Genomic DNA, 25,417 nt, shown 5'->3' with positions numbered 1-25,417 from the left:
CGAAAAACGCTTTATCCTCCATCGAAAGATGGAGGATTTTTTTGTCGGTAATATCCATCTTTGCGCTAGCAGCGCGTTAGTTTCGCGACAGTCTCTTGCATCACAGAGCAAAAAAGGGTATACTGGTACTATCTGAACATCTGGAGGAAATCCGAATATGCGAGATGGATTTATCAAAATCGCCGCCGCGACGCCCGATCTTCACGTTGCGGACTGCGAATATAACGCTGCGGAGATCGTGAAGCAGGCGAAGCAGGCCGCCGCCAGGGGCGCGAAGCTCATCACCTTCCCTGAGCTGTGCCTGACCGGCTACACCTGCGGCGACCTGTTTTTGCAGGAAACGCTGCTCGAGGGCGCGCTGAAGGCGCTCGAAACCGTCCGCCGCGAAAGCGAAGAGATTGCCGCCGTCATCGTCGTCGGTCTGCCGCTGCGCGTCAAGGGCAAGCTGTACAACGTCGCGGCTGTCGTGAATGCAGGCGATGTACTGGCGTTCGTCCCGAAAACATACATTCCGAACTACTCGGAGTTCTACGAGCAGCGCCATTTTGTCTCTGCCGACACGCTCAGCGGTATGGAAAACGTGCTGATCAAGGCCGCGGACGGCGAGCCGTGCTGGGTTCCGCTCGTCACCGATACCATTTTTCAGTGCGATGAGCAGCCGCTGTTCACCTTCGGCGTAGAGATCTGCGAGGACCTGTGGGTGCCGAATCCGCCGTCCACTGCGCTGGCGCAGATGGGCGCGCACATCATCGTCAACCTGTCCGCGTCGGATGAGATCATCGGCAAGGCGGGCTACCGCCGCGACCTCGTGCGTCAGCAGTCCGGCCGCCTGCTGTGCGCCTACCTGTATGCGGACGCCGGCTTCGGTGAGTCCACGCAGGACCTTGTCTTCGCCGGTCACGACCTCATTGCCGAGAACGGCGCCATGCTCGCGGAGAGCCGCATGTTCGAGCAGGGCATCATCTACGCCGACATTGACCTTCAGCGCCTCGCCCACGAGCGTCAGCGCATGAATACCTTTGAAGCGGTCGAGGGCGGTGTATTCTCGTTCTCGCTCGCGCCGGCAGAGAACGACCTTGCTGACCGCACGTTCCCGCGTACCCCGTTCGTTCCGGCAAACAAGGCGCTGCGCGACGAGCGCTGCGAAGAGATCCTGACGCTTCAAGCGACCGGTCTGGCGACCCGTCTGCGCCACACGCACGCAAAAACGGCGGTCGTCGGCCTGTCGGGCGGTCTGGACTCCACCCTCGCCCTCATCGTCCTCGTCCACGCATTTGATATGCTCTCGCTCGACCGCAAGGGCATCCTCGCGGTCACGATGCCGTGCTTCGGCACGACCGCGCGCACCAAGGGCAACGCCGAGAAACTGGCGGAGGCCTACGGCGTGACACTCAAAACCGTGGACATCAAGGCGGCTGTCGACCAGCATTTTGAGGACATCGGCCAGTCCAAGGATGACCTGTCCGTCACCTTCGAGAACGGTCAGGCGCGCATGCGCACCCTCGTTCTGATGAACCTTGCCAACAAGACCGGCGGCATGGTCGTCGGCACGGGCGACCTCTCCGAGCTTGCGCTCGGCTGGGCGACCTACAACGGCGACCACATGAGCATGTACGGCGTCAACGGCTCGATCCCCAAGACGCTCGTGCGCTATCTCGTCGCCTATGAGGCTGACCGCGTGCAGGGCGAGCTGTCCGATGTACTGCGCGACGTACTCGACACGCCAGTCTCGCCCGAGCTGCTGCCCCCCAAGGACGGCGAGATCAGCCAGAAGACCGAAGATCTGGTCGGCCCCTACGAGCTGCACGACTTTTTCCTGTACTACATGCTGCGCTTCGGCTATCCGCCGCGCAAGATCTACCGCGCCGCAAGGAAAACCTTCGCCGGCGTGTACGATGACGCGACCATCAAAAAATGGCTGACGACCTTCGTGCGCCGCTTCTTCACGCAGCAGTTCAAGCGCTCCTGCCTGCCCGACGGCCCCAAGGTCGGCACGGTCACGCTCTCGCCGCGCGGCGACTGGAGAATGCCGTCTGACGCAGTCTCCGCGCTGTGGCTGCGCGAGGCAGAAAATCTCTGACAGCAAAAGGAGAGACTGTCCTTTTGAAAACCTTACTTCGCGGCGCAGCGACGCTGCTCACGGCGGCGCTGCTGTGCTTCAACCTGTTCTACGAGCTTGCGCCGAACCTCGTTGTCGGTCCGGAAAAGAAGTTCGCGTTCGCGGCGGCGTTTGCGGTCCTGCTGCGCATTGCGCTGTTCTGCGGCATCCCGGAGGCGCAGCGGCAGCGCCGCAGACGGCTGTATATGCAGCTGCTGCTCTATTATTATATGTGGGTGCTCGCAAATGTGCTGTTCTTCGACAACGCCTTCGGCCGCGGCTTTACGACGCACGCAACGCTCGAGGCGATCAACCTTGAACCGCTGCGCACCATCAAGAACTACCTGCTGGCCTACGGCTACGGGAATATCTCGCTGCGGCTGGTCATTCTCAATCTCGCCGGAAACCTCATCGCGTTCGCGCCGATGGGCGTGTTCCTGCCCGCCGTATTCCGCTGGCAGCGCAGCATCTTCTTCTTCACCGCGACGCTGACGCTCGCCATCACGGCGGTCGAGGTCGCGCAGGTCTACACGGGCACCGGCTCGTGCGACATCGACGACCTCATCCTCAACCTCGCCGGTGCACTCATCGTCTACATTATCTGCCGCGTGACGCCCCTCTGTCACCGCATTTGCAGCATCACCCCGCGCCCGAAAAAAGAGTAAAAATTTCATAACACGAAAGCAGTATTTCAGCTTCCGCGCGGCAGCGCGCATGAAATACAATTTGCTTGCAAATTGATAAAAACCGAGGGCGTGTACCTCGGTTTTTATACTTATAGAGGGAGAAAGTTTCCGCATGGGAACTTTCGGACGTCCGTGTTCTGCGGCGCAACGCGCTGTCAGAACACATCTTGTCGGCGAAACCGTGGTTTCGCGACAGGATAAAAAAAAGAGACGCAGAGCGTAAACTCTGCGTCTCTTAAAATTCAAGCGATAAAACTCAAATTACTTGAGCTCAACCTTAGCGCCTGCAGCCTCGAGCTTCTCCTTGATCTCGTTAGCCTCAGCCTCCGGAGCAGCCTCCTTGATGGTCTGCGGAGCGGTGTCAACCTTCTCCTTAGCTTCCTTCAGGCCCAGGCCGGTGATCTCGCGGACAACCTTGATAACACCGATCTTAGAGGAGCCAGCGTCAACCAGAACGACGTCGAAGTCGGTCTTAGCCTCAGCAGCAGCAGCACCGTCACCAGCAGCAGCGCCACCAGCAACAGCAACGGGCGTAGCGGATACGCCGAATTCTTCCTCGAGAGCCTTTACCAGCTCAGAGAGCTCCATAACCTTGAGCTCTTTTACAGCTTCCATAATCTCAGCAACAGTCATGGGATAAACCTCCATTTAAGTTATTTTTAAAATTTAATGTGTTTTGCTGTCCTGTTTGACAGCTTTGGGGACAGGAATTACTCCGCAGCTTCTTCAGCAGCAGCTTCCTTCGGGGCTACCAGCTCGGCAACCTTCATCTCCTCATTACCCTCTGCCTTCTTAACGATAGCATCGCAAGCAATAGCAAGCTGCATAATGGGGAAGTTGAAGCTGTACAGAACCTGAGCGATAAGGACTTCCTTGCTCGGCATAGCTGCAAGCTTCTTGACCTCGTCCTCACCGATTACCTTACCTTCCAGGTAACCAGCCTTGAGGTTGAAGTTCTCATGGGTCTTCGCAAAATCAGCGAGGATCTTAGCGGGTGCGACAACGTCGTCAGTGGTGGAGATAGCCAGCGCGGTAGTACCGTGCAGGTTCTCGTCCCAGTCAAAGCCCAGCTCCTTCGCTGCAAAGCGGATCAGGGTATTCTTGATGACAGCATACTCAACGCCAGCTTCACGAAGCTGCTTGCGGAGCTTGGTATCATCCTCAACGTTGATGCCCTTGTAATCGACCAGTACGCCAGCGGGAGAATTCTTGATCTTCTCAACCAGGGACGCAACTACGGCCTTCTTCTCTTCCAGAACCTTTGCATTCGGCATCATTTTCACCTCCTATGAAATAAAAGTACCCTCCCGGCGCAAAGACACAGGAGGGTACACAGAAAACATCGTAACGATGCAATATACATTTCCATGTTGACCTCGGCGGGCGGCGAAAACGCCATTTAAAACCTTGCGGCTGCCAGCTGTCTTTGACCAAGCTCATTTAGTATAACCGATAAAAAGGCATTTGTCAACCTGTTTTTTCGAAAAATCGAAAATTTTTATTTGCCGAGCTCGTAGGCGCGCGCGGTGCACTTATCGCAGGCCTCCGCGACCATGCCGTACAGGTCGCGCTCCTCGAGCACCTGCATGCCGGCGAGCGTCGTGCCGCCGGGCGAGCAGACTGCGCGGATCAGCTCCGCCGGGGTCTTTTCGCCCTGCATGAGCATCTTCGCCGCGCCGATCATGGTCTGGCAGAACATCTGAAGCGCATCCTGTTCGTCGATGCCGTGCTTTTTCGCGCTCTGCACCATCGCGTCCGCATAGGCGTAGATATAGGCCGGTGCGGAGCCTGCATACGGGATCGCCTCGTTTATCATGTCTTCCTTATCAAATACCGTCGTCACGCCCATCTCGTCGAACAGGCTGCGCACGGCGGCGAGCTGCTTTTCGCTCGCGGCGGCGTTCCTGACCAGCTGCGTCGCGCCCACGCCGAGCATGAGCGGCGTATTCGGCATCGCGCGGATGATCGGGGTATCTGCGCCGAGCGCCGCCTCGATCTTCGCAAACGAAATGCCTGCGGCGATCGACAGCACGAGCGGCTTGTCGCACTTGCATGCGGCGAGCTGCGGCAGCACCTCGGCAAAGTTCTGCGGCTTGACCGACAGCAGCACAGTATCGCACGCGGTGTAGACCTCGGTGAAGTCGCCGGTCACGGCGTAGCCCTCCGCCCTGTTCGCCGCACGCTTTTCCTCGCTGCGGTTGAACAGCAGCACCTCGTCCGGACGGAACAGACCGGCCCGTACCGCACCGGCGGCGATGGTCTTGCCCATGCTGCCTGCTCCGAGAACGCCGAAACGGTAAGTTTTCATATCCATGCACACTCCTTATAACAGACAAATCGTTTTCAATGCTGTGATTATAGCACAAAGCATCCCTGTCCGCAACGCGCGCTTTATTTTTCTATGGGTTTTCGGATTTTTCCTGTCTTTTTTATTTCAGGTGTTGGTTTTTGCGGAATAATGTGATATAATAAAAATAATTTTTACGGCGACGCACGAGATTCGGACATGCGCCGCTTTTCTGTTGCACCGCGCAGCCGGTGCGATTTCCGCGGCGGGAGCATCCCCTGCCGTGCACAGGCCGGAAATCCGGCCAAAAATAGAGAAGTATATCAGGAGAGGATAACAAACTATGGAAAAACAAGAGAGAAGCAGTTTCTCCAGCCGCGTCGGCTTTGTTCTGGCGGCGTCGGGATCGGCTGTCGGTCTGGGCAATCTCTGGCGCTTCCCGTATCTGGCGGCGCGTTACGGCGGCGGTATCTTTCTGCTCGTGTATCTGATTTTGGTCGTGACCTTCGGCTTTTCGCTGATGATCACCGAGTTCGCGATTGGCCGCAAGACCAAGCTGTCGTGCATCGGCGCCTACGGCGCGCTCGACAAGCGCTTTAACTTTCTCGGCTGGATCGCAGCCTTTGTCCCGCTCATCATCACCCCGTATTACTGCGTCATCGGCGGCTGGGTCATGAAGTACCTGTGGACGTTCATTTCGGGCGGCGCGCTCGAGGCAGCGGACAACGGCGGCTTTTTCAGCCGCTTCATCGGCTTCGACGCCGGTTCGCTCCCGGCGACCATTCTGAACTTCAGCGGCCCGACCCCGTGGTTCGTGCTTTTTGTACTCATCACCGGTCTCGTCGTCATCTTCGGCGTGCAGAAGGGCATCGAGAATGCAAGCCGCCTCATGATGCCGGTGCTCGCCGTTCTGATCGTCGTCATCGCGCTCTATTCGCTGACCATCCCGGGCGCTCTGGCAGGCGTCAAGTACTATCTGATGCCGGATTTCTCGCAGTTCTCGGCCTCTACCGTGCTCGGCGCGTGCGGCCAGATGTTCTACTCCATGTCGCTCGCGATGGGCATCACGATCACCTACGGCTCGTATATGCCGAAGGAAAACCTGCTCGAGCATTCGGTCACGCAGATCGAGATCTTTGACACGCTGTTCGCGTTCTTCGCCGGTCTGATGATCATTCCGGCGGTCATCGCGTTCAACGGCGGCGACCCGTCTCAGGTCAACAGCGGCCCGAGCCTGATGTTCATCTCGCTGCCGATGGTATTCGATTCGATGAAGTTCGGCACGGTCATCGGCGCGGTGTTCTTCCTGCTCGTCCTGTTCGCGGCGCTGACCTCCTCCATCGCGCTGATGGAGACGCTCGCGTCGGTCATCATGGACAAGTTCAAGCTCAAGCGCATCCCGGCAACGCTCATCATCATTGCGATCTGTCTGGTTGTCGGCATGCTGTCCTGCCTCGGCTACGGCCCGTGGGAAAGCGTCACGATCATCGGCATGCAGTTCCTTGATTTCTTCGACTTTATCTCGAACTCGGTGCTCATGCCTATCGTTGCCGTGCTGACCTGCGTGCTGATCGGCCATGTCGTCGGCACCAGGGTCGTCGCAGACGAGGTCAAGTCGGGCGCAGGCTCGTTCCACCGCGAAAAGCTGCACCGCGTCATGATCCGCTGGATCGCGCCGATCCTGCTGGTCGCTATCCTTGCTTCCGAGCTCGCAAGCAAGATCTTCGGCGTGTTCAGCATTTAATTCTTCCTGTCGAAAAACTGCGTTTTTCCGACAAGATGTGTTCTGACTTCGCAGAACACGAGTCGTCCGAGAGTTCCCATACGGAAACTTTCTCCCTCTTAGTGTAAAAAAACCGAGGCACATGTCCCCGGTTTTTTTATTTGCTCCGCAAATGTTTTAACGCGCGCTGACGCGCGACTGTCTTAAACGAGCTGTCTGCGATGTATATTGCATAATTTAGCTTTCCCTGCAAAAAATACATTCAAAAACCTCTGGGAGGGAACGTTATGCAACCGGATAAACGAAAATATGCGGCGCTGCTGGCGCGGAAAAGTCCGCCGTCGCCGCTCGCACGAGACTGCCTGCTGGCGTTTGTGTTCGGCGGCGCGATCTGCACGGTCGGCGAGGGCGTGCGCATGTTCTGGCTGTCGCGCGGTCTGGATACCGACGGCACCGCCGCCGCGACCGCCATCACCATGGTGTTCCTCGGCGCGCTGCTGACCTGTCTGCACCTGTACGACAAGCTCGCAAAACACGCCGGCGCCGGCACGATCGTCCCCATCACCGGCTTCGCGAACGCCATCGTCTCGCCTGCCATCGAGTACAAAAGCGAGGGCCTTATCCTCGGTCTCGGCGCAAAGCTGTTCGTCATCGCCGGGCCGGTTCTCGTCTACGGCATCACCGCGAGCGTCCTCTACGGCCTTGTGCTGCTCGTGCTGAGGGGAGGCGGCGCCGGATGATCACACACGCCGGAAAACGCACGCTCACGCTCGAAAACCGCCCGTATCTGCTGTCGCACGCCGCCGCAGTCGGCAAAAAGGAGGGCGAGGGCCCGCTCGGCAGCCGTTTTGACTTCGTCACGCGGAACGACCGCATGGGACAGAAGTCGTGGGAGCTTGCGGAAAGTGAGCTTCAGCGCACCGCCATCGACCTCGCGCTGCGCAAGGGCAGTCTGCGGCACTGCGACCTCGACCTGATCCTCGCCGGAGACCTGCTCAACCAGTGCATCGGCTCATTTCTCGCCTCCATGCACTCGGATGTCCCCTACCTCGGTCAGTACGGCGCGTGCTCGACCATGGCGCAGGGACTTGCGCTCGGCGGCGTGCTCGTCGAGGCAGGCGCAGCCGCACGCCTTGCCGTCTCTGCCTCCTCGCATTTCTGCTCGGCAGAGCGGCAGTACCGATTTCCCCTCGCCTACGGCGGTCAGCGCACCCCTACTGCGCAATGGACCGCGACAGCGGCCGGCGCGGCCGTGCTCGGCGCTGAAGGCGGCTCCTCCGTCCGCATGACCCACGTGCTGTTCGGAAAGATGATCGAGCTCGGCGTCAAGGACGCCAATAATATGGGGGCTGCGATGGCGCCCGAAGATGTGAATTTAGACCCATACATTTTTCGGCGCGCTGAGCGCTGTGTTTTGCAGAAAATCCGCTATTATCATAACCATTCACTGGTATTCCCGTTAGAACGAACAGAAACAGAAAACAGACAATCCCACTTGATACCGTACCTGACATCAAGTGGGATTTTATCTGCGCAAATGTTTTTCTTATCCAAACACCGGCGGTGAGACCTGCCGGTTTCCGTGTTCCCTGCTTTTTAGACTGTCCTGCTGTTTAATCGGCCCAGACTTCTTCTGCAATCTCCTTGACGAGCGCCAGCTTGCTCCACTGGTCCTCATCGGTCACAAGGTTGCCTTCCTCGGTGGAAGCAAAGCCGCACTGCGGGCTGAGCGCCAGCTGCTCGAGCGGCACATATTTGGAAGCCTCGCGGATACGCGCGATAACGTCTCCCTTGTTCTCCAGCTTGGCATCCTTGGAGGTTACCAGACCCAGAACGACCTTCTGCTTGCCGATGTAGCGCAGCGGCTCGAAACCGCCTGCACGGTCGCTGTCGTACTCGAGGAAGAAGCCGTCCACGTTGCAGTGGCCGAACAGGATCTCCGCTACCGGCTCATAGCCGCCGGTGGACGACCAGGTCGAGCGGAAGTTGCCGCGGCAGATGTGCATGGTGATAACCATGTCCTCCGGCTTTGCTTCGAGGATCTTGTTGAGCACATAAACGTACTTGCGGCCGACCTCATCTACGTCGATGCCGCGCTCTGCGTATGCCTTGCGCTTCTCAGCCGAACAGAATTCGCCCCAGGAGGTATCATCGAGCTGTAAATAACGGCAGCCGGCAGCATAGAACGCCTTTACCGCCTTCTGGTAAGCAGCCGCCAGATCGTCCAGCAGGACCTGCTCGTCCCTGTAGCGCTCGATTGGCTGGTAGTCGGTCGAACGAACACAGCAGATCAAATGCAGCATGGACGGAGACGGAATGCACTGCTTGGGCTGTACGAGGTCGGAGGCCACGCTCTGCAGGAACGCAAAGTGCCTGAGGAACGGATGATCATCCGGGAAGTCCAGCTTGTCCACGATCTTTACGGTCTCAGCCTTCGGCTGGAAGCCCTTGAATGCGACGGAGAAGTGCTCAGACTTGACCTTCTGCGTACCGGTCAGACCCCAGAGGAAGTCCATGTGCCAGAAGGAACGGCGATACTCGCCGTCGGTAACAGCGTGCAGACCGACATTCTCTTCCTTCTTTACCAGACCGGTGATCTCGGCATCTTCGACCCTGGCCAGTTCTTCAGCGGAAATTTCGCCGGCTTCAAACCTGCTGCGTGCTTCGTGGATGGCCTTCGTGCGCAGGAAGCTGCCGACAATATCGTAACGATAAGGAGCGGGATTTTTCATGGGGGTTGTCCTTTCTGATCTATACAATGAGCGGTGGCTCGTTTATTTTATGATATTAGTATAAAGGCTGATGACCCATTTGTAAAATACGAGAAACTCGTCATTGTCCATAGTTTGAAGCTATAGGCAGCGGTTCAACGCAGGTATTTATTGGATGGCATATAATCAAGTTTTCAAAAGCGAACAGGCAATAGACAAGCCATCCGGACTCTGAACTGCACCCCATTTTAGCAGATGAGGACTTTCAGGATGCAATCGCGAATACTGTGGATGAATTTTTGGGCAACGCACCCGAAGCCGACATATTCTGATTTGTGCACCGTCGTGCGAACAATGCGCAAAAGTAAAGGGCGCTCCTGCTGGAGCGCCCTTGGACTTGTGAGAAATTATGCAGTTGGCAAAACCGTGGCAAAACCGGTGAATTTATTACGGTTTTCGGTGATGAAATCCGTAGCTGCGCCGGTCAGGTCGAGCGTGCCGAACGAATCGCGTTTGACGCTGGCCTTGTATGTGGGATTGTAGCTTTTCAGCGTTGGTGTGCCTTTGATTTGGAGGGTCAGGTTTCTGGTAACGGAGCCGCCGCTTTGTTCGCCGAGGAACTGATTCAGCTTGACGCCGTCTGCAACATGGAACGTTACATTGCCGTCCAGTGTCGCGCCCATGTACGCGCCCGCAAGCTCGACCTCCGCGCTGCCGCCGACGGCAACGTCCACGTCAGCCTTATGCGTCGTGCTGCCTCTGCCGCTGGCGATGACCGCAAAATCCCCGGCCTGCACGCTGATGTGCTGCGTGCTCGCTGCGGTGCTGTTCACGGTACTGCCTGCATACAGACTGTAATCCGTGAAGCTCCACGCAGTCTCGACATCGTTCGAGACCGTGAGATCATGCCCGTTCGCGTACAGATTTCCGAGCGCATAGGAGATGTTCGACAGGGTAAGATCGGCGTTCATCGTCATCGGAGAGCCGCTCAGCCTGTATTTGGTCTCGCCGTCTGCCGAACGGATGGTGCACGCGACATCCGGGAGCTTGTCCTCCTCGGTCAGCTGCACATCATCATTGAGCACGATCGTGCCGTCTTTCTTGACGGCGGCGGCCGCCGCAGACCAGCTCTGATAATTCGTCCCGTCCACCACGAAGGCATTTTCCTTGACGCCCTTGGCGAACGTCAGATCCTTGCGAACGATACCGGACCATTTGCCGTCCTTTTTCGCCGCCGCGCGGATGTACAGCGTTCCGCCTGCAATGTCCCCGATGGACTCCGAGAGCGAATTTTCGTACTTCGTGCCGGTTTTGGTCGGGTCAGAGAGCGTGGAACCGGTCATGGTGGTGCTGTTGTCGACGGTATAGTAGATCTCCGCGCCGTTGGTCGGGCAGTCAAGCGTTACCGTTACCGCATCCGCATTCGCGTAGGTGGTTTTCTCCGGCGAGACGGTGAGCGTCGGCTTGGAAGCCGTCAGCGCCTTATTCAGTGCCGCCTGCACTGCTGAGAGGACAGCTTGGCTCTCTTGCTCGTGCCCCTCGATTGGCTTAACGCCTTCGGTGGTCTGCGCGAGATAAATGCGGCTGAACAGCTCGGGGAGAAAGTCTGCGTACTGTTCACTGTGTGCAGAATCCAGCTTCAGCGAAGTGATGTAGTTATAGTTGTCATAATTCGGGCTTTCGGTCACGATGGTAGCCGTAATGCCGTCTGCTTCGGCGGAAACGCCGCTGTATGTTGCGGTATATGCCGCGTTTTTCAGCGGATTTGCGAATATATAGAACTGCCGAACCACATCCGAGCGGTTTCCATCCTTGTCAAAGGCGGCGGCGCGCACTTCAATGACCTGACCGTTCGGATATTTAGTCAAATCGGGTTTCAGACGAACGCCAATGTCTCCAGACCAGCCGATTTTCGCCGCTTCCGGGCTGTTTTTGTCCGGGTCGGTGCTGTCGAGAGTATAGCGAATGGTACAGTCCTTGTCGGCCGACATGGCAACGTCGATATACTTATAAGAAGCATTCGGTACGCAGGTCTGTGCCGTGAGGGTCGGGGCGAGCACGGTGGATTCGCTTTCGCTGACAGGCGCGGAGCGCAGTGCCGCGATGGTGGCATGACGGATGGCATCCGACCAGACAGTAGCGCCGGAAACGGCGTCTACGTTGTGGGCATCGTCATCCGGTACGGTCTGCATGTTCAGTACATTTTCCAGCGACTTGCCGCGCAGCTTGGCGGGCATACCGTCGGATTCCATTACGCTGTAACCGGACCAGAACGCATGGTCGGAATCATCGTCAATGCTGCCCTCGGTGCCGTTGTCCTGCACACGGGTGATCTTGCCGTTGGTAGTTGTTACGCGCACACTGACCTGATACGGGCCGCCGGACACACCGCCGTCCGTCACTGTGCCGATGTAGGTGCGCGTGCCGGAGGTCAGACTGGGAATCGCGACAAACTGCACGGTCTTTTCGGTGACATCGGAAACCTTGCCGTCCTTGACGGCGATGGCCTTGACGGTAACGGTGCTGTCTGCGTTGCTGTTCGGCTGGATGGTCAGCGTTGTGCCTTCAAGGGTTTTTGCAGTGTTCCCGTCTACACTCGGAGTGCTGCCGTCGGTGGTATACCGGACGATACAGCCATCCCCGGCCGAAACGTTAAGTTTCGCCGGGGATGTTGCTGCATATAACAGCTGTGTCCGAGCGTCTGCCGCTTTCAGGGCTGGCGCAGAGGGCGACTGCTCACTTTCCTATTTCGAGAGAGCGTCCTTGACGGCTTCCTTTACAGCGTTCATAGAAACCGTTGCACCGGAAGTGGCATCGACACTATCTACAGTGTCTTTGGTTTTGCCGTTAAAGCGGTCAAAGCAGTTCAGTGCTATATCCCAGTAATCGCTATTGGAGCCAGGTTCAGTGCGGTTATCCTTTACAGAAACTACCTTGCCGTCAGAATCAAAGGTAACAGTGACTTTCGCCTGATAAGAACCGGCAACATACTTGCCGTCAGTACTAGTTACGGTTGCTTCGCCGTTAGCCGTCTTGGTAGTAACAGACTGATTAGCGCGCTCAGTCCGCACATTCGTGATATAGCCTTCCACCTCAGTAATCAGGTCAGCTGCTTCCGACTGGGTTGCATCGGTCTTTGCGAGCATGTCCGGAATATCGTTCGTGATATGGTCGTTCAGGATGTTTTCTGCATCTGTCAGCTTATCGGCGTTTGCAGCAGAAGCAATCAATGCTTCACCGGTCTTTTTCAGCTCTTCCAGCTTGGTTTTCTGCTCGTCCGTCATCGGCTCGGTCTTTTTCGGCAGATTTTCTGCGGTTACGTTTACCGTATAGGTCGTATCCTCGTAGCCGAGAGCATAAACCGTAAGCGTCCACTTGCCCGTGCCGTCCTTGCCATCCGGCAGCTTGAAGCGCAGAGAATCCGTCAGACCCAGCTGGATACCCATGGACTTGTGCATCCAGTCATCGGCTGCAAACTTGGTGCCGTAGGTCGCAAGCACGGTATCGCCATCGCCGTAGTATTTCCATACAACGGTCTGCATATGGCTGCCGAGGTCACCATAATACTTGGTGCTATCCTTCGTGTTATCCAGATCAACACGCAGCATTTCGCCGAAGCTGCCGGAGTAATCCTTGACTGCGGCCGTAATACCGGCATCCGCAGTTTTCAGAGACTGTCCCTGAATACCGGAACCGGTGCCGGTCTGGCGCTTGCCAAAGGTATAGCCGTTTTTGCCCTTGGTAACAGCCTTCAGGCCATTGGTATTTGCATCAACAGCAGCAACTAAATCAGTATAAGCAGACAGGTTGTTTTCGCTGTAACCGCCCTGCATGGTTTCGCCGTTCCTGGTAACAGTGTACTTGGTGCAGAAGTCAGCAAAATCAGAAGCGCTGACCTTTACCGGAACATACTTGATGCCGGTGATGTTGTAGCTGGTAATGCCGATCTCAGTCTTATTATAGGTATTTCCGTCGGCATCGATAAAAGTATTGCCTTTACCCTCATCCGGCCAGCTGACCGGATGATAATCTCTGTCTGCGGTATGGATAACTACATCCTGCTGGAAGCTGCCGCGGTGCAGACCGTGGTTCTGGGTCGCACGGGAAACCGCATCGAATGCGCCCTTGTCGTGCTCTTCGGTAACACTGCCATCTTTATTGGTGGTAGTGCGGTCAGCAACATCCGAAGAAGCAGTCCAGTTATTACCACTCAGGTAAACACCCTCGCTCTGCCAGTATTCATCATACGGAACAGAAGCGTAAGCGTAAACATTCAGCTTGATCTGAGCGGTAATATCGGCATATTTGCCGCTGTCATCATGGATTACCAGCTGATAGGTACCGCTCGGAATATCGGAAGCGCTCTCGTCCCAAGTAATCTTACCGTCTGCATAGGTAAAGAAGTTGGACGCCTCACCGTTCACCGTAAAGCTGTAAGCTGCGGTGAAATCGCTCGGCAAATCATTGGAAAGTGTTACAGTAGTTTCGCCAGCAGCAAAATCTGCTTCCGTAACCGTAACAGTTGCCGCCTGTTGCGGAATATACTGCTCCTGCGCCAGATTGAGCTTGATCACGCCGTTATCGGTGTAATAGGTGATGGTCTTGATGGTCTTGCCGACAATCGGAGAGTCAGCCTTGAAGCCAAGCTCGGTCGCGCGCCAGATTTCAACAACATGACGCAGGCCGTAGCTGTTGCCGTCCGTGTCGGTCAGGACAACGGCGTAAACCTTCTGGCCCTTCTCGATTTTGTCGCTTTCGACCTTTATTTCGTAGTCGGCGTGATGGCCGGGGGCCTTGAATTTGGCAATGGTTGCGGTATCCTCGGACGCCGCACCGGTCGCCTTGCCGAACGACCACTTGCCGTTGGTCAGGGTCGCTTCCTTGTAGTAAGACGGGGTGGAGCTCAGAGCGTAGTAGGAGTAGCTTGCGCTTTCAAACAGCGCTTCCCTGCCGGTATAGGTGGAGGTTTCATCCTTGCCGCTTTTTTTAACCGTGATGCTTACGGAGTCGCTGTCTGTTACCTTCTTGAGGCCGGAAAGGTCGCTCGTCTTTACGCGAACCGGATAGGTAACGCCGGTAATATCCGAGCCGTCGGGATTGACATGATACGAACCGCCTGCCAGAGTACCGATGCGGGTCTTATTCTTGGTCGCCGACGAAACTGCGTCAACGGCTGCGGCATTTTCGTTCAGCTCCGCCTTGTAGAACTCGTCATACGGGATATTCATCAGCACATAGCTGTAATCGCTGCGGGACGAGCTGCTGCCGCCGCCGGAGGAGGAGCCGCCGCTCGAAGTCGAAGTGCTGCCAACAGTTTCGGTCTTTCCGGCCTCTACGGTCTTATCGCCCGCCTTGACACCGGAAACGCCGCTGCCGGCTGTTACCTTGGCACCCTTGCTGGTGACGGTAACATTGTTCGCGTTGGCCTGTACGTTCGTTACCTTGCCGTCGCCCGTTACCTTGGAGCCTGCCGCAGATACGGTGACAGTGCCGACGGATGCGTTCTTTTCGACGGTCAGGGTAGCCTTATCGGTAACAGCAACATTGCTTACCGAGCCGGACAGGGACAGATCGGACTTCGCGGTCACAGTGCCGACGCTGCCGCCCGATACCGAGATTGCCGCCGCGCCGTTCGGGCTGCTGACCAGCACGCCCTTTCCAGCCGTGGTATCCTTGATGCTGACCGCGTCCGCACCGCCGCGGATGACGATGCGGCCGGTAACTTTGACGTTATCCAGCGACACCTTGTCCGCGCTGTCCGCGATGATGAGGTCGCCGTTGATGGTCATGCCGGAGAGCGACGCGCCACTCTCGCGGACGATCACGTTGCCCTCGACTGTCTTGCCGGAGACGCCCTCTGCGCCGACATAGGATGCCGCCATGCCGGTGATGACCTTGGCGAATTCCGCGCGAGTGATGTTGTTCTTCAGGTTCAGCATTCCGTTCGCGCCGTTGACATAGCCGCCTGCGACCAGCGCCGCAACGCTCTCGGACGCCCACGAGGACACCGTGCCGCCGTCAACAAAGTCCTTCAGCGTGGCGCTGCCGCCGCCCTCGAGCGCAAAGGCGCGCGCCAGAACAGTGAACGCCTCCTCGCGGGTGATCGGTGCATCCGGGTTCAGCAGGCCATTCGCGCCCTGGAACGCGCCCATCTTGACCGCCTTGCCCATATCGCTGTAATACCATGCGCTCGGCAGTACGTCTCTGTAGTCGTCCAAAGACGCCGTCTTAGCCGCGCCGAAGGAACGGGAGACGATCGCCGCCATCTGTGCGCGGGTCAGCAGTCCCTTCGCGTCGATCATACCGTTCGAGCCGTTCAGCAGGCCGTTGTCGATCGCCTGCTCGAGCGACTTCGCGGACCAGTCGTTCGGGAAATCCTTGTACTGGCTCAGGTCGGCAGCAAAGGCATTGCTCGGCAGGAGCATCGCGCCTGCCAGCACCATTGCAATGGTGTTTTTACACTTCACTTTTCGGTTCCTCCTTTTTGTTAGACAAAGCTAACCATCACGTCGAAAAATAACATTTTTCCTCGCGCGTTTTTGCTGCCTGAGAAAAAATGCTATGGTTAGCTTTTGCTAACATTATAAGCTGACCTTAGTCTACACCAGCGCTTTTTATTTGTCAACCGCACTTTTTCGTGAGATGAACCGCGGTTTATCAAGATTTCGCAGCTTGACAAGTCTTTTTTGCCGTGATATGCTATTTTATAGTAAGCAAACGCTAACTTTCGGAGGATATTTGTTTATGAAGAAAAAAATCAAGGCGCTGCTGCTGCTCGGGCTTGTTTTTCTGGGCGGCTGCGGACAGACTTCCGCTCCCTCGGTCTCGTCCGCCGGCACAGACTCCCAGTCGATCGACCTGTTCGCGATGGACACGGCCATGACGCTGACCGCCTACGGAGACCATGCCGGAGAGGCGCTCGACGCGGCGAAGAGCGAGATCGAGCGTCTGGACGCGCTGTTCTCCATCAGCAGCGAGAGCGGCGACATTTACGCGCTCAACCACAACCACACCGTCGCGCTGCACGAGGATACCCGCGCGCTACTTTCCCGTGCGCTCGAGGTCTCGGCCTCGACTGGCGGCATTTTCGATTGCACCATTGAGCCGGTCATGCAGGCTTGGGGCTTCACGACGCAGCAGTACCGCGTGCCCGACCCGGCAGAGCTGTCCGCCCTGCTCGCGCACGTCGATTACACGCAGGTGCAGCTCGACGGCAGCACTGCGGCCATTCCGGATGATGTGCAGGTCGACCTCGGCGGTATCGCAAAGGGCTACACATCCGACCGGATGATGCAGGTATTCAGCGAAAACGGCGTCACGAGCGGCATCATCTCGCTCGGCGGCAACGTGCAGGCGCTCGGCCTCAAGCCGGACGGCAGCCGCTGGCGCGTCGCGGTGCAAGACCCAGAGAACAGCGAGGAAAACTTCGCCGTCATTGAGATCGAGGACGAGGCCGTCATCACCTCGGGCGGCTATCAGCGTTATTTTGAGGAGGACGGCGCGACCTATCACCACATCATCGATCCACGCACCGGCTATCCGGCCGACAGCGGCGTCATCTCCTCGACCATCATCAGCCATGACGGCACACTCGCGGACGGTCTCTCGACCTCGCTGTTCATCATGGGTGTGGACGATGCGCTGGATTACTGGCGCGCGCATTCGGACGAGTTTGATGCGATTTTGATGGACGAAAACGGGACGGTGTATGTGACGGACGGCATCGCAGACCGCTGCTCGCTGCTTGAGGACCGCAAAATGCAGGTTGTTCACTAAATCGCAATTATAATATTAGCCAAGGCTTGTCTCATGTACCGGGATAAGCCTTTCGCTATTATTATATATCATGTTATTCCTGTGAAATTATAATTTGATTACGCTCTCAACAATGGAATAAAGGCAGTTCAGATGAAATTTCTAAATTTCAGTTTTGAACGAGAATTCTATGTTCAGGAGTGAAAATTATGACAAACAAACAGGAAAAGATGATATGCAATAGCTTTGGTATCGCAAAGCTGAAAGCGTTTCAGAAGGATGTAATTACAGACTTACTCAATGGTAAAGATGTTCTTGGATTAGCACGGACTTCGGAAGGCAAGTCGATCTGCTTTCTCTCGATGATTGCTATGCACCCGAACGATCTGATGATTGGTATTCTCCCGACGGTTGCATTGATGCGGGACTTAGTGCAGCGCTGCGAGGACAGCGAAATCCGAGCGGGCTGCCTGTACAGCGGCAATGCGGAGAATACCAATATTATTGAAAGATTAAAGCATGGTAAACTCCAAGCGCTCTTTGTTGCACCGGAACGGCTGAATGATCCGCATCTGTGGAAGGCAATTCTGAAGAACAAGGTGCACACGATCGTTGTGGATGAGGTGCATTGTCTGACGGAATGGGCTAATGAATTTCGTCCAATGTATCGCAATATCGGTAAATTTATCAAGGATTTGCCCTCGTCCCCTGTTGTTGCTGCGTTCAGCGCAACTGTTATGCAGGAAGATATTTCATATATTGCGAAAAGTCTGCATATGAAAAATCCGGCGGTACATATCGGCAAACTCAAGCGATCTAACCTTTCTCTGGGGAAAGTGTTCGTGAAAACGGAGGCAATTCGTTATGGGAAAGTCAAGAAAGCAATTCTAAAATATGCTAACAAGGGCAGAATCGTTATCTACTGCACCCGTGTCTGTGATGTGGAAGAGATGCGCGATTACTTAATTGAAGATTGTGATATCGAGGCTGATGAGATTGCCATCTGCCACAGCAAATTATCCAACCGAGCGAAGCAGGAGCAGCGCTTTCGTTCCGGCAAGGCGCGTATTATGATTGCAACTTCTGCGTTCGGTATGGGCGTGAATATCCCGGATATTCGTCTGATTATCGTCTCTCAGCTGCCGTTCAGCGCTGCGTCGTTCTACCAGATGGCAGGCAGAGCCGGGCGCGACGGCAGACGCGCAAAGGCGCTGCTGCTCTGGAATGACGCTGACTTTCAGATGAACCTTGACATCATCTGCAATACGGATGAACGCGCGATTGATGCCGTAAATGAACTGTATGCAATCTGCGAGTCGTCGGACGATTTGCACGATGCAATCATCGAGTGCTTTGCGAAGGACGGTGAGTGAAATGGACTTTCGCTATGGCATCCACACAATCGAATTATTTCACAGGGTGTCTAAGAAGGACTTCAACAAGGTGTTTCAGCATCTAAAAAGTGTGAATTCCGGCATTTTTTATCCGGACCCGACATATCATTCCGAGAAAGGTCTGACGAAGTATATCTGTACCTCTTATTGCGGTCAGGGCGTGGTGCTTTATCTGTACCAGCAGGTGCGCAGCAAGAACAAAACAAAGAAAAATCACGCCCCCTTTATACATTTCCGTCTCAATCCGCACACTTTGCTGCACGAAGAATATTCGCCCAAGAAGGTATTCCACGCGGAAGATAAACAGTTGAAATTGCTCGACAAGGAAATGACCAAGCTGCTGCATGAAATCGGTCTGAACTGCGAGTTTGAGCAGCTGACACTTTCACGCATTGACTGCTGTCTGGACTACTTTCCCAACTCGCAGGACTGGGTTGACGAGGCGCTGCGCGTCGTTCGCCGCAGTCCGTACATGAAACAGTACAAGCTGTGCACATTCGGTAAAGAATTCTCAAATCGTAAGAAAAAGAACGCACATTCGTGGCGTATTTGCTGCAAAACGACCACATTGACGGTCTATGACAAGACGTTTCAGCTGATGGAGGAGGATCTGCTGGAGCAGTATGATGCGCCGATGCTCCGGTTCGAGGTGGCCCGCTCGGGAGCGAAGTTCAAGCGCGGACTGTCCGATGAAGTCAAGGGCAGCAACAAGAAAATCCTGAAAACTGTCATGGACGAGTCCGAGGACACCATCCGTTCTTATATGGAAATGCTGCACGCAGACCTGCCGTTTGTGCGGTATTCGGACTGTATGGCGAAGATTGAGACCGTGAAACATGCTTCAACTCGCAAAAATATGCGGCTGCTTGTCAAAAAGCTGTCCGACTGCAAATGTTATGCACAGGCTGTGAAAAACAGCGAGCTGTCCGAAAGCCAGCTCCGCACTGCGCGCAAGCAGTTTGAAAAACTCGGCATTCAGCCTGCGACATTGAAGGATAAATCAGAGATTGAAGAATTGAAATTTGTTCTGTAAATTGCGAAACCCATGCCTTTTCAATGGAATTGGCATGGGTTTTGATTGCCATTTTTGAAATGAAATCACTAACATAGCTATAAGATGGCATGAATTGCGGTGAACTGTGATCTGTGCTGTCAAATCTTATATGTAAAAGGATGATTTTTATGAAGTATCTGGATTATCGCGGGATGAAGGAGTTTTACACCATCGACGAGGTCTGCCGACAGTTTGAAATCAGCAAGCAAGAGCTCAAACACTACGCGGACAAGTACAGCATTCAGCCGCAGGAGGACCAGTACGGCAACTGGGGTTTCCGCAAGGTTCTGGTGCGCAAACTGCACAATTTCATATACAAGGAGCAGTATAATCAGCCTCGCACTTCGTCGCAGCCCGATTCGAGGAAGGACCCGTGGGCATGAGGAACGACGAAATTCTGACCGTCAAGGAGACGGCTGACCTGCTCAAAACCACGCGCCAGCAGGTCCGCAAGATGATCGCAAACGAAGAACTCCCTGCCGTAAAGGTCGGCAGGGAGTGGAGAGTGCTCAGAGCGGGAATTATGAAGTTTTTTGAGGAAAATCTGTGATCACTGATTGTCCGAAACGCTTGCAAAGTAATCTATAATGCCATTACAAATGCCTTGTGCCAGTTTGTCACGGTATTCTTCCGTTTCCATACGCGCATCCTCATCGGGATTGCTTAAAAATCCCATTTCAATCAAAATCGTTGGAACTTCCGCAAAATTAAATCCGGTTAAATCGGAACGTTGTACGATACCATTGTTTTTCGCACCGGTCGCGGCGAGCGCTGCGTTCAACACACATTCACCCGCAGCTTGGCTAGGCTGCACAATGTCCTGCGAAGCCAGCTGATCGCCATAAGGAACAAGCATGGACATACCGTACACCGAAGCGTCCGACGAGCCGTCCGCATGGATGCGGATACACAGATCAGAGTGATTTTCGTTCGCCATTTGTGCGCGTTTATAGCTGGTCATATCGCTTTCATGCGTTGTTCGCGTCATGATGACTTTTGCCCCCTGTTCTTCGAGCAGGACTTGCAGCCGCAGCCCGACTGCAAGGTTCAACTGTTCCTCGGTTTGATTTCTGCCGGAAGCACCGCCGACAAAGGCTTCTTTGGTCGCGTTGCTGTGTGGCGAAATCGGCTCCTGCACACGCTGACTGGTCACTTCATGTCCGGGATCAACGCAGATGATTTTCTCCGCAAGCGGCAGAACAGGTTCTGGCTCTTCTGTTTCGGAGGGAACATGATTCGAAGGCGCATTATCGACTTCAATTTTTGTCGATTGCTGCGGTTCCTGCGGCTGTTGCTCAGTCAGCGTTTGCCGATTACGGCATCCGCCTATACACAGGAATGCAAGCAGCATACAAATTAGTCGTTTCACTGATTCCATCCCTGCGCTTTCTCATAAGCTGTGATTGTATCAACATTCTGCTTTTCGCTCGAACTGAGCATATCATTGGAGAACGACGAATCCGGGTAATACCAGTCTGCGGTATTGAAGTAATCACTCCATTGAGAAGATGAGAATACATATCCATGTCGCGCAAAGATTTCATTGCGGATTTCTGCAACTTCAGTGCGCGTTAATACGCTCAAATCGCTGTTAGTGATTGTCAGTGTGTCCGTCGGCCATAGATGATTGCTGCCAATATAATCGCTGCTGACATCATTGATCCCCCGCGAAACGGTTTGTCCATCTGAATAATAGTCATATCCGGACTCGGAGTAAGACGGCAGGTCGGGATCTGCATATTCCTCCTGCACACCGTTGGGATCGAGCGTACAGTGCTCGTGTTCCATCGTCATCGCCCAGTCTCCGCCGCTTCGACAGGTAACAGTCAGATAAAGCTCACCATTCTCGAAATCCAGAACAATATTGCCGTCGTTGCCACGGTCATCTTGGTAATAACCACCGGCCTGTGTACCGTCATAATTCATATCAAGAGAAACCGTATCGATTGTGGTCACACGGTCGCCCTGATTCCATACAGCCTGTGCAGAGAAGCAGAGAATGTCATTGTTGCTTTCCAGATTGAAGCCTACATAACCATCCAGATAGCTGTTATAGCGGTCTACCGTCCAATAGCCAAGGTAATCGTATACATCCGTACCAGTGATTGAGCCGGAGGTATCCGGTGCGGTAGCATCTGTATTATCGTGATCCTCAGCGGCCTCATCGTAAGCAGAGGAGTCGTTGATATCCGTATCGTCATACGTCGAATCATCCGCTCCTGCCATCAAACTGCCGACGCTGAGTGCACCGATAATAATGCCGACCATCGTATAGCCTGCTGCATAGGCAAAAATCGATGCAATAACACGTCCTCCGGATGGATCAGGCGTGAAGTCCTGTTGCGCGATTTTCTTTTCAACATGTTCCAGATATACGCGATTAAAATTTTTAGCGAATAGAATATTGGCAATGATCCACCAGATTCCGCCGCAGATTGCGATGACTACAAAGAAAATAGCAACACCCGGATAGTAACCAATCGTAGCGCTCGCAATCAAACCGGAACCGATTGCAATTAGGAGCGACCACATGACTGCACGTAGCCATTCGCGCCAGACACCACGGTAAGCGGCATGGTACAGTGAGAGAAAGAACGATGCCCAGTTCATCTTGTTTTTTTCACCGTATAGAATATTTTGGAACTGACTTAGATAATAATCTGCATTGTTACAAATAATCTTGCGATATACGGATTCATCTGTGACATGTTTCGGGGATGTAGTGCGCTCTGCTGACTGCTGGTTTGACGGCTGTGAAGACGGGGCTTCTCGGACAGGCGATACAGATGATGATGCGGACATCTCTGCCGATGGTTCTTCCTCCAGTTGTTTAGCGCCGCAGTTAGGACAGAATATACTGCCCGGTGCTAATTCTTTTCCACATTTATCACAAAACATATTAAATCCCTCTTTTAACTGTAGATGGCTGCCATAGCAGCTGAAATAGATAAATTATCGGAATAAGTATCGCCGTCCCAGCGACAGCTTATGGCCTGTGCGTACACATGGCTGCCGCTGTAGGTGGCTTCAAAGGTGATCGACATTCTTCCGCCGCCTTCGATATAGTAGCCGGAAACGGTTACATAATAATGCTTGCTGTCGATTTTGGAAGAGGTCCATTCCGGATCGCTCAGAGAATGTTCGGCAGCTTCACCGATTTCAATGACACCCCAGTCATCGAATACGATACTTTTTACATCAGAAACCGGGTGATTGGTGAATAGATAGATTACAACGATAATCGTAATGATCGTACTGATCGCGCTGCCGATTGCTTTCCAGTTGATGCCGTGGGACTCTGCTGACGGCACAGGATTTCCGCCTGTATTGGGCGGTGTCTGTGTGGTATTCTCCGATTGAGAAGAATTGCCGCCTGTGGTCTGTTGCTGTTCGTTGTGTGCGTTTGCCTGCTCAGACTCCGGCGGTTTCTCTGACTCTTTTTGCAGTGGCGCACCACAATACCGGCAGAATTTCGAGTCAATTGGCACGGTGTTGCCGCACGACGGACAAATCTGCTCTGTTGGCGGAGTAGGCTCCGGTTCAGGCGATGTGTTAGATGCGCAGGTCTGCTCGTTCATCTCTGTGCCGCAGATATTACAGAAATGCGCAGTGTCCTCAACTTCGTTGCCGCAATTCAAACAAATCTTGCTCATTTTATCCCCTCTAACTGTATTGATAAATAGAAATTATTATGCTATTAGTGGGAAGATGAAGACTTCCGAGAACGCAATTCAGCACCGGCTTTCCGGCTCTCAGAATAGGCGCTGAATTTTTCGTAGGTAGTAGCAAGGAAGTAACAAAGTGCGAAGAAGGCAATGACTGCACCGATAAAGTTGAATGCAAAAATGGCTGCCGCAGCCATAATGCCAAAGCATACGATTGCTCGTATAATCGTCATAAAGACGATGGAGACTATACTGCCTGCGGGCACTTCCTGTACTTTCTGCTGAAGATTTTCTACGGTTTTTCGTTCTTCTTCTGCCATCATATTATAGCGGTAAATAGAATCACTTAATTTATCAACAATCTCTTTGGATTCTGCTTTGTCATAGTTTTTCTCGATATAATGCCGAAGATTGACCAGCTTTCGATGGTTCTCCTGCGACATATCGTTGAAATCTATATCACTGCCGAAGCGTTTCATGTTTTCTGCGTTTGCTGCTTTCAGTTCGGATTTTTTAATAAAATCATTTAATTCATCTACGATATCCTGTATCAGTAGATCGGAAAAGCCTTTTGAAAGATCTTGCATCTTTGGAACCATATTTTTCATTTCAGCAATAGATTTGTTCTTGGCAGCCGATAACATATCTTTAGCGGAATTACGAATTCTACGGGCTTCTTCTGCCTGCTCAAAGGTATCGAACGTGACAGTATGAACGGTCCGGCGTTTCAGTTCCTCTTTGTTGGCTGCGCTGCAGTAATCATCAACTGTCTTAGGAAACTGAAGGTCACATTCCTTCAGTTGATCAATAAGTGTGACAAGCTGTTCGTAGGTGATCTGGGACAGATTGCTGACCTGATGTGTAAACTTTGACCGGGCATCTCTTGCTTTCTCTGCTTCCGCAAAAGAAGGGTAAGTATGATTGCAAACCGTTGTTAATATAGATTTGATGTTTTGAAGTTTTGCTTGATAGTCAGCATGATCTTTCATAATAGAAGGAGCAAAGGTTTGCTCTAATTCTTCGGTTGCTTCAGCCAAAATCTTCCTGTGCGTAGAATCCGATGCAGCCAAATCAGCTGGCGTAATATCGACATTTTCAATCAAATGATATATCAAGCCCTGTTCATCATAAACCGGAAAAGCCTGAAGCAAGGTATACACTTCTGCCTGAGGATCACCATATTGGGTCAAAAGCTGTTCGTATGCTTCACTGCAATAGGGATTCAGCTGGAGAATTTCGATAAGAACATCTAACTGCTTGTCTAATTCAATATACTGGAGATTCCCTAACAATGCGTCCGCACGCTTGCGGTCTTTCGGAAGATAATCTTCGCGGTGAATGTCATACAGGCTTTCCTCTGATTTTCTCAAAGCAAAAATAACATTCTGGAAGCTGTCTAAAATTTGGTCTTTAAACTCATCGTTCTGATAACACTGCTGCATCTTCTTCTTGATTTTAGAATAATCAGATGAAGTGGCGAGGCTGTTGATAAAATCGTGCATCAAGCCGGTAGCTGCGTTGGCTGCCTCATTGGCGATGGCGGCACCGATTGCTCCCTTGACACCGAAGCCTACCGTGTTCACACGACTGCGGTTTTGCTTGCGGAGATTGCGAAAATTCTGTACATCTGTATATTGTTCACAAACTTTCGTCAGGACATCTTCGATATCAAGCCATAGACTTTTCCATTCAAAGTATTCTTTGCAGCCGCACAACGCTTCGTCGGCTACATAGTCATATGTTCCATGGGCTACATAGGCTTTAACGACTTCTTCAGCTGCTTCGGCAATATATTTGTTGCCCACCGATTCGCCTTGTTCCCAAAATGTTTGCCAATCACCGAAGTTGTTATATGCTGTTTCATATTTCTTTCGGTACTGCTCAGAGAGCCGTGTATATTTTCTGAGTATCTCGGTGTATTTCAGTTCTTTTTCTGTAAACGTAAGTGTTTTCCCAAACAACGGAAATGTTTTCATTTGAATCCCCTGCCTGTCAAAGAGTATAAGCTTCAACTATCTATAGGTATTATTATACAATACCTATA

20 protein-coding genes and 1 pseudogene are annotated in these 25,417 nt (G+C 53.6%); 10 read left to right on the top strand and 11 right to left on the bottom strand.

Translation table 11 applies throughout. The annotated features are described in order from the left end of the window. Positions 1 to 157 precede the first annotated feature (157 nt). Positions 158 to 2,080, top strand: a complete 1,923-nt coding sequence (locus H8S02_RS02620; protein ID WP_186969178.1) for an NAD(+) synthase — start codon at positions 158 to 160, stop codon at positions 2,078 to 2,080. Between the two features lie 23 nt (positions 2,081 to 2,103). Then, positions 2,104 to 2,763 (top strand): VanZ family protein, encoded by a 660-nt coding sequence (locus tag H8S02_RS02615; protein ID WP_186969177.1) that lies wholly within the window; start codon positions 2,104 to 2,106, stop codon positions 2,761 to 2,763. A gap of 282 nt (positions 2,764 to 3,045) precedes the next feature. On the opposite strand, the gene rplL is transcribed toward H8S02_RS02615, so the two are convergent. From rplL to proC, 3 genes are all read right to left on the bottom strand, one after another. After that, positions 3,046 to 3,417, bottom strand: coding sequence for a 50S ribosomal protein L7/L12 (gene rplL / locus H8S02_RS02610; RefSeq protein WP_118684141.1), 372 nt, complete (start codon positions 3,415 to 3,417; stop codon positions 3,046 to 3,048). A 77-nt stretch (positions 3,418 to 3,494) separates the two neighbouring features. Then, positions 3,495 to 4,061 (bottom strand): 50S ribosomal protein L10, encoded by a 567-nt coding sequence (gene rplJ, locus H8S02_RS02605; protein WP_337612457.1) that lies wholly within the window; start codon positions 4,059 to 4,061, stop codon positions 3,495 to 3,497. Positions 4,062 to 4,282: 221 nt separating this feature from the next. After that, positions 4,283 to 5,092, bottom strand: coding sequence for a pyrroline-5-carboxylate reductase (gene proC / locus H8S02_RS02600; protein ID WP_186969176.1), 810 nt, complete (start codon positions 5,090 to 5,092; stop codon positions 4,283 to 4,285). Between the two features lie 322 nt (positions 5,093 to 5,414). Between proC and H8S02_RS02595 the strand changes: the two genes are divergently transcribed. From H8S02_RS02595 to H8S02_RS02585, 3 genes are all read left to right on the top strand, one after another. Then, entirely contained in the window at positions 5,415 to 6,815 is a 1,401-nt protein-coding gene (locus H8S02_RS02595) for a sodium-dependent transporter (protein WP_186969175.1), read from the top strand. A 266-nt stretch (positions 6,816 to 7,081) separates the two neighbouring features. Further along, a complete protein-coding gene (locus tag H8S02_RS02590; RefSeq protein WP_186969174.1) occupies positions 7,082 to 7,534 on the top strand; it encodes a SpoVA/SpoVAEb family sporulation membrane protein in 453 nt (150 codons plus the stop codon). After that, a complete protein-coding gene (locus H8S02_RS02585; protein ID WP_186969173.1) occupies positions 7,531 to 8,361 on the top strand; it encodes a beta-ketoacyl-[acyl-carrier-protein] synthase family protein in 831 nt (276 codons plus the stop codon). The genes H8S02_RS02590 and H8S02_RS02585 overlap by 4 nt, the downstream gene beginning before the upstream one ends. Before the next feature lie 46 nt (positions 8,362 to 8,407). On the opposite strand, the gene H8S02_RS02580 is transcribed toward H8S02_RS02585, so the two are convergent. The 4 genes and pseudogenes from H8S02_RS02580 to H8S02_RS02565 form a co-directional block, all read right to left on the bottom strand. Next, entirely contained in the window at positions 8,408 to 9,526 is a 1,119-nt protein-coding gene (locus H8S02_RS02580) for a 5-methyltetrahydropteroyltriglutamate--homocysteine S-methyltransferase (RefSeq protein WP_186969172.1), read from the bottom strand. A gap of 386 nt (positions 9,527 to 9,912) precedes the next feature. Further along, on the bottom strand, positions 9,913 to 11,964 hold the full coding sequence (locus tag H8S02_RS02575; protein WP_186969171.1) for an FN3 associated domain-containing protein: 2,052 nt from the start codon (positions 11,962 to 11,964) through the stop codon (positions 9,913 to 9,915). 12 nt (positions 11,965 to 11,976) lie between these two features. Continuing rightward, positions 11,977 to 12,192: pseudogene (locus H8S02_RS12810) on the bottom strand (chitobiase/beta-hexosaminidase C-terminal domain-containing protein); the annotation flags it as partial. A gap of 57 nt (positions 12,193 to 12,249) precedes the next feature. Next, the gene (locus tag H8S02_RS02565) at positions 12,250 to 15,972 is read right to left on the bottom strand and encodes a penicillin-binding Tp47 domain C-containing protein (protein WP_186969170.1); all 3,723 of its coding nucleotides are present in this window, start codon (positions 15,970 to 15,972) and stop codon (positions 12,250 to 12,252) included. Between the two features lie 277 nt (positions 15,973 to 16,249). Between H8S02_RS02565 and H8S02_RS02560 the strand changes: the two genes are divergently transcribed. The 5 genes from H8S02_RS02560 (at position 16,250) to H8S02_RS02540 (ending at position 20,258) form a co-directional block, all read left to right on the top strand. Then, a complete protein-coding gene (locus H8S02_RS02560; RefSeq protein ID WP_186969169.1) occupies positions 16,250 to 17,281 on the top strand; it encodes an FAD:protein FMN transferase in 1,032 nt (343 codons plus the stop codon). Positions 17,282 to 17,469: 188 nt separating this feature from the next. Further along, a complete protein-coding gene (locus H8S02_RS02555) occupies positions 17,470 to 18,633 on the top strand; it encodes a RecQ family ATP-dependent DNA helicase (protein WP_186969168.1) in 1,164 nt (387 codons plus the stop codon). Position 18,634: 1 nt separating this feature from the next. Next, entirely contained in the window at positions 18,635 to 19,687 is a 1,053-nt protein-coding gene (locus tag H8S02_RS02550) for a hypothetical protein (RefSeq protein ID WP_186969167.1), read from the top strand. Positions 19,688 to 19,836: 149 nt separating this feature from the next. Beyond that, the gene (locus tag H8S02_RS02545; RefSeq protein ID WP_186969166.1) at positions 19,837 to 20,091 is read left to right on the top strand and encodes a MerR family transcriptional regulator; all 255 of its coding nucleotides are present in this window, start codon (positions 19,837 to 19,839) and stop codon (positions 20,089 to 20,091) included. Beyond that, a complete protein-coding gene (locus tag H8S02_RS02540; RefSeq protein ID WP_186969165.1) occupies positions 20,088 to 20,258 on the top strand; it encodes a helix-turn-helix domain-containing protein in 171 nt (56 codons plus the stop codon). Before H8S02_RS02545 ends, H8S02_RS02540 begins: the two co-directional genes overlap by 4 nt. Here H8S02_RS02540 and H8S02_RS02535 read toward each other — a convergent pair whose 3' ends face one another. From H8S02_RS02535 to H8S02_RS02520, 4 genes are read right to left on the bottom strand one after another with little or no spacing between them, the layout of a single operon-like run. Beyond that, positions 20,259 to 21,086: an N-acetylmuramoyl-L-alanine amidase family protein gene (locus H8S02_RS02535; RefSeq protein WP_186969163.1), complete on the bottom strand. Its 828-nt coding sequence runs from the start codon at positions 21,084 to 21,086 to the stop codon at positions 20,259 to 20,261. Further along, on the bottom strand, positions 21,074 to 22,606 hold the full coding sequence (locus tag H8S02_RS02530; RefSeq protein ID WP_186969161.1) for a YARHG domain-containing protein: 1,533 nt from the start codon (positions 22,604 to 22,606) through the stop codon (positions 21,074 to 21,076). The genes H8S02_RS02535 and H8S02_RS02530 overlap by 13 nt, the downstream gene beginning before the upstream one ends. 14 nt (positions 22,607 to 22,620) lie before the next feature. Continuing rightward, complete coding sequence (locus H8S02_RS02525; RefSeq protein WP_186969159.1) at positions 22,621 to 23,361, bottom strand: zinc ribbon domain-containing protein; 741 nt, start codon at positions 23,359 to 23,361, stop codon at positions 22,621 to 22,623. A gap of 44 nt (positions 23,362 to 23,405) precedes the next feature. Then, complete coding sequence (locus H8S02_RS02520; RefSeq protein WP_186969157.1) at positions 23,406 to 25,349, bottom strand: hypothetical protein; 1,944 nt, start codon at positions 25,347 to 25,349, stop codon at positions 23,406 to 23,408. Between the last annotated feature and the right edge of the window lie 68 nt (positions 25,350 to 25,417).

The sequence above is a fragment of the Agathobaculum hominis genome (assembly GCF_014288055.1).
Lineage (GTDB): Bacteria > Bacillota > Clostridia > Oscillospirales > Butyricicoccaceae > Agathobaculum > Agathobaculum hominis.
The sequence above is the reverse complement of the archived record's forward strand: the minus strand, read 5'-3'. Positions and strand labels throughout refer to the sequence as shown.

Coding starts and splice junctions, on each gene's coding strand:
- H8S02_RS02620 (WP_186969178.1), top strand. CDS start 158: ATGCGAGATGGATTTATCAAAATCGCCGCCGCGACGCCCGATCTTCAC.
- rplL (WP_118684141.1), bottom strand. CDS start 3,417: ATGACTGTTGCTGAGATTATGGAAGCTGTAAAAGAGCTCAAGGTTATG.
- rplJ (WP_337612457.1), bottom strand. CDS start 4,061: ATGATGCCGAATGCAAAGGTTCTGGAAGAGAAGAAGGCCGTAGTTGCG.
- proC (WP_186969176.1), bottom strand. CDS start 5,092: ATGAAAACTTACCGTTTCGGCGTTCTCGGAGCAGGCAGCATGGGCAAG.
- H8S02_RS02595 (WP_186969175.1), top strand. CDS start 5,415: ATGGAAAAACAAGAGAGAAGCAGTTTCTCCAGCCGCGTCGGCTTTGTT.
- H8S02_RS02590 (WP_186969174.1), top strand. CDS start 7,082: ATGCAACCGGATAAACGAAAATATGCGGCGCTGCTGGCGCGGAAAAGT.
- H8S02_RS02585 (WP_186969173.1), top strand. CDS start 7,531: ATGATCACACACGCCGGAAAACGCACGCTCACGCTCGAAAACCGCCCG.
- H8S02_RS02580 (WP_186969172.1), bottom strand. CDS start 9,526: ATGAAAAATCCCGCTCCTTATCGTTACGATATTGTCGGCAGCTTCCTG.
- H8S02_RS02560 (WP_186969169.1), top strand. CDS start 16,250: ATGAAGAAAAAAATCAAGGCGCTGCTGCTGCTCGGGCTTGTTTTTCTG.
- H8S02_RS02555 (WP_186969168.1), top strand. CDS start 17,470: ATGACAAACAAACAGGAAAAGATGATATGCAATAGCTTTGGTATCGCA.
- H8S02_RS02550 (WP_186969167.1), top strand. CDS start 18,635: ATGGACTTTCGCTATGGCATCCACACAATCGAATTATTTCACAGGGTG.
- H8S02_RS02545 (WP_186969166.1), top strand. CDS start 19,837: ATGAAGTATCTGGATTATCGCGGGATGAAGGAGTTTTACACCATCGAC.
- H8S02_RS02540 (WP_186969165.1), top strand. CDS start 20,088: ATGAGGAACGACGAAATTCTGACCGTCAAGGAGACGGCTGACCTGCTC.
- H8S02_RS02535 (WP_186969163.1), bottom strand. CDS start 21,086: ATGGAATCAGTGAAACGACTAATTTGTATGCTGCTTGCATTCCTGTGT.
- H8S02_RS02530 (WP_186969161.1), bottom strand. CDS start 22,606: ATGTTTTGTGATAAATGTGGAAAAGAATTAGCACCGGGCAGTATATTC.
- H8S02_RS02525 (WP_186969159.1), bottom strand. CDS start 23,361: ATGAGCAAGATTTGTTTGAATTGCGGCAACGAAGTTGAGGACACTGCG.
- H8S02_RS02520 (WP_186969157.1), bottom strand. CDS start 25,349: ATGAAAACATTTCCGTTGTTTGGGAAAACACTTACGTTTACAGAAAAA.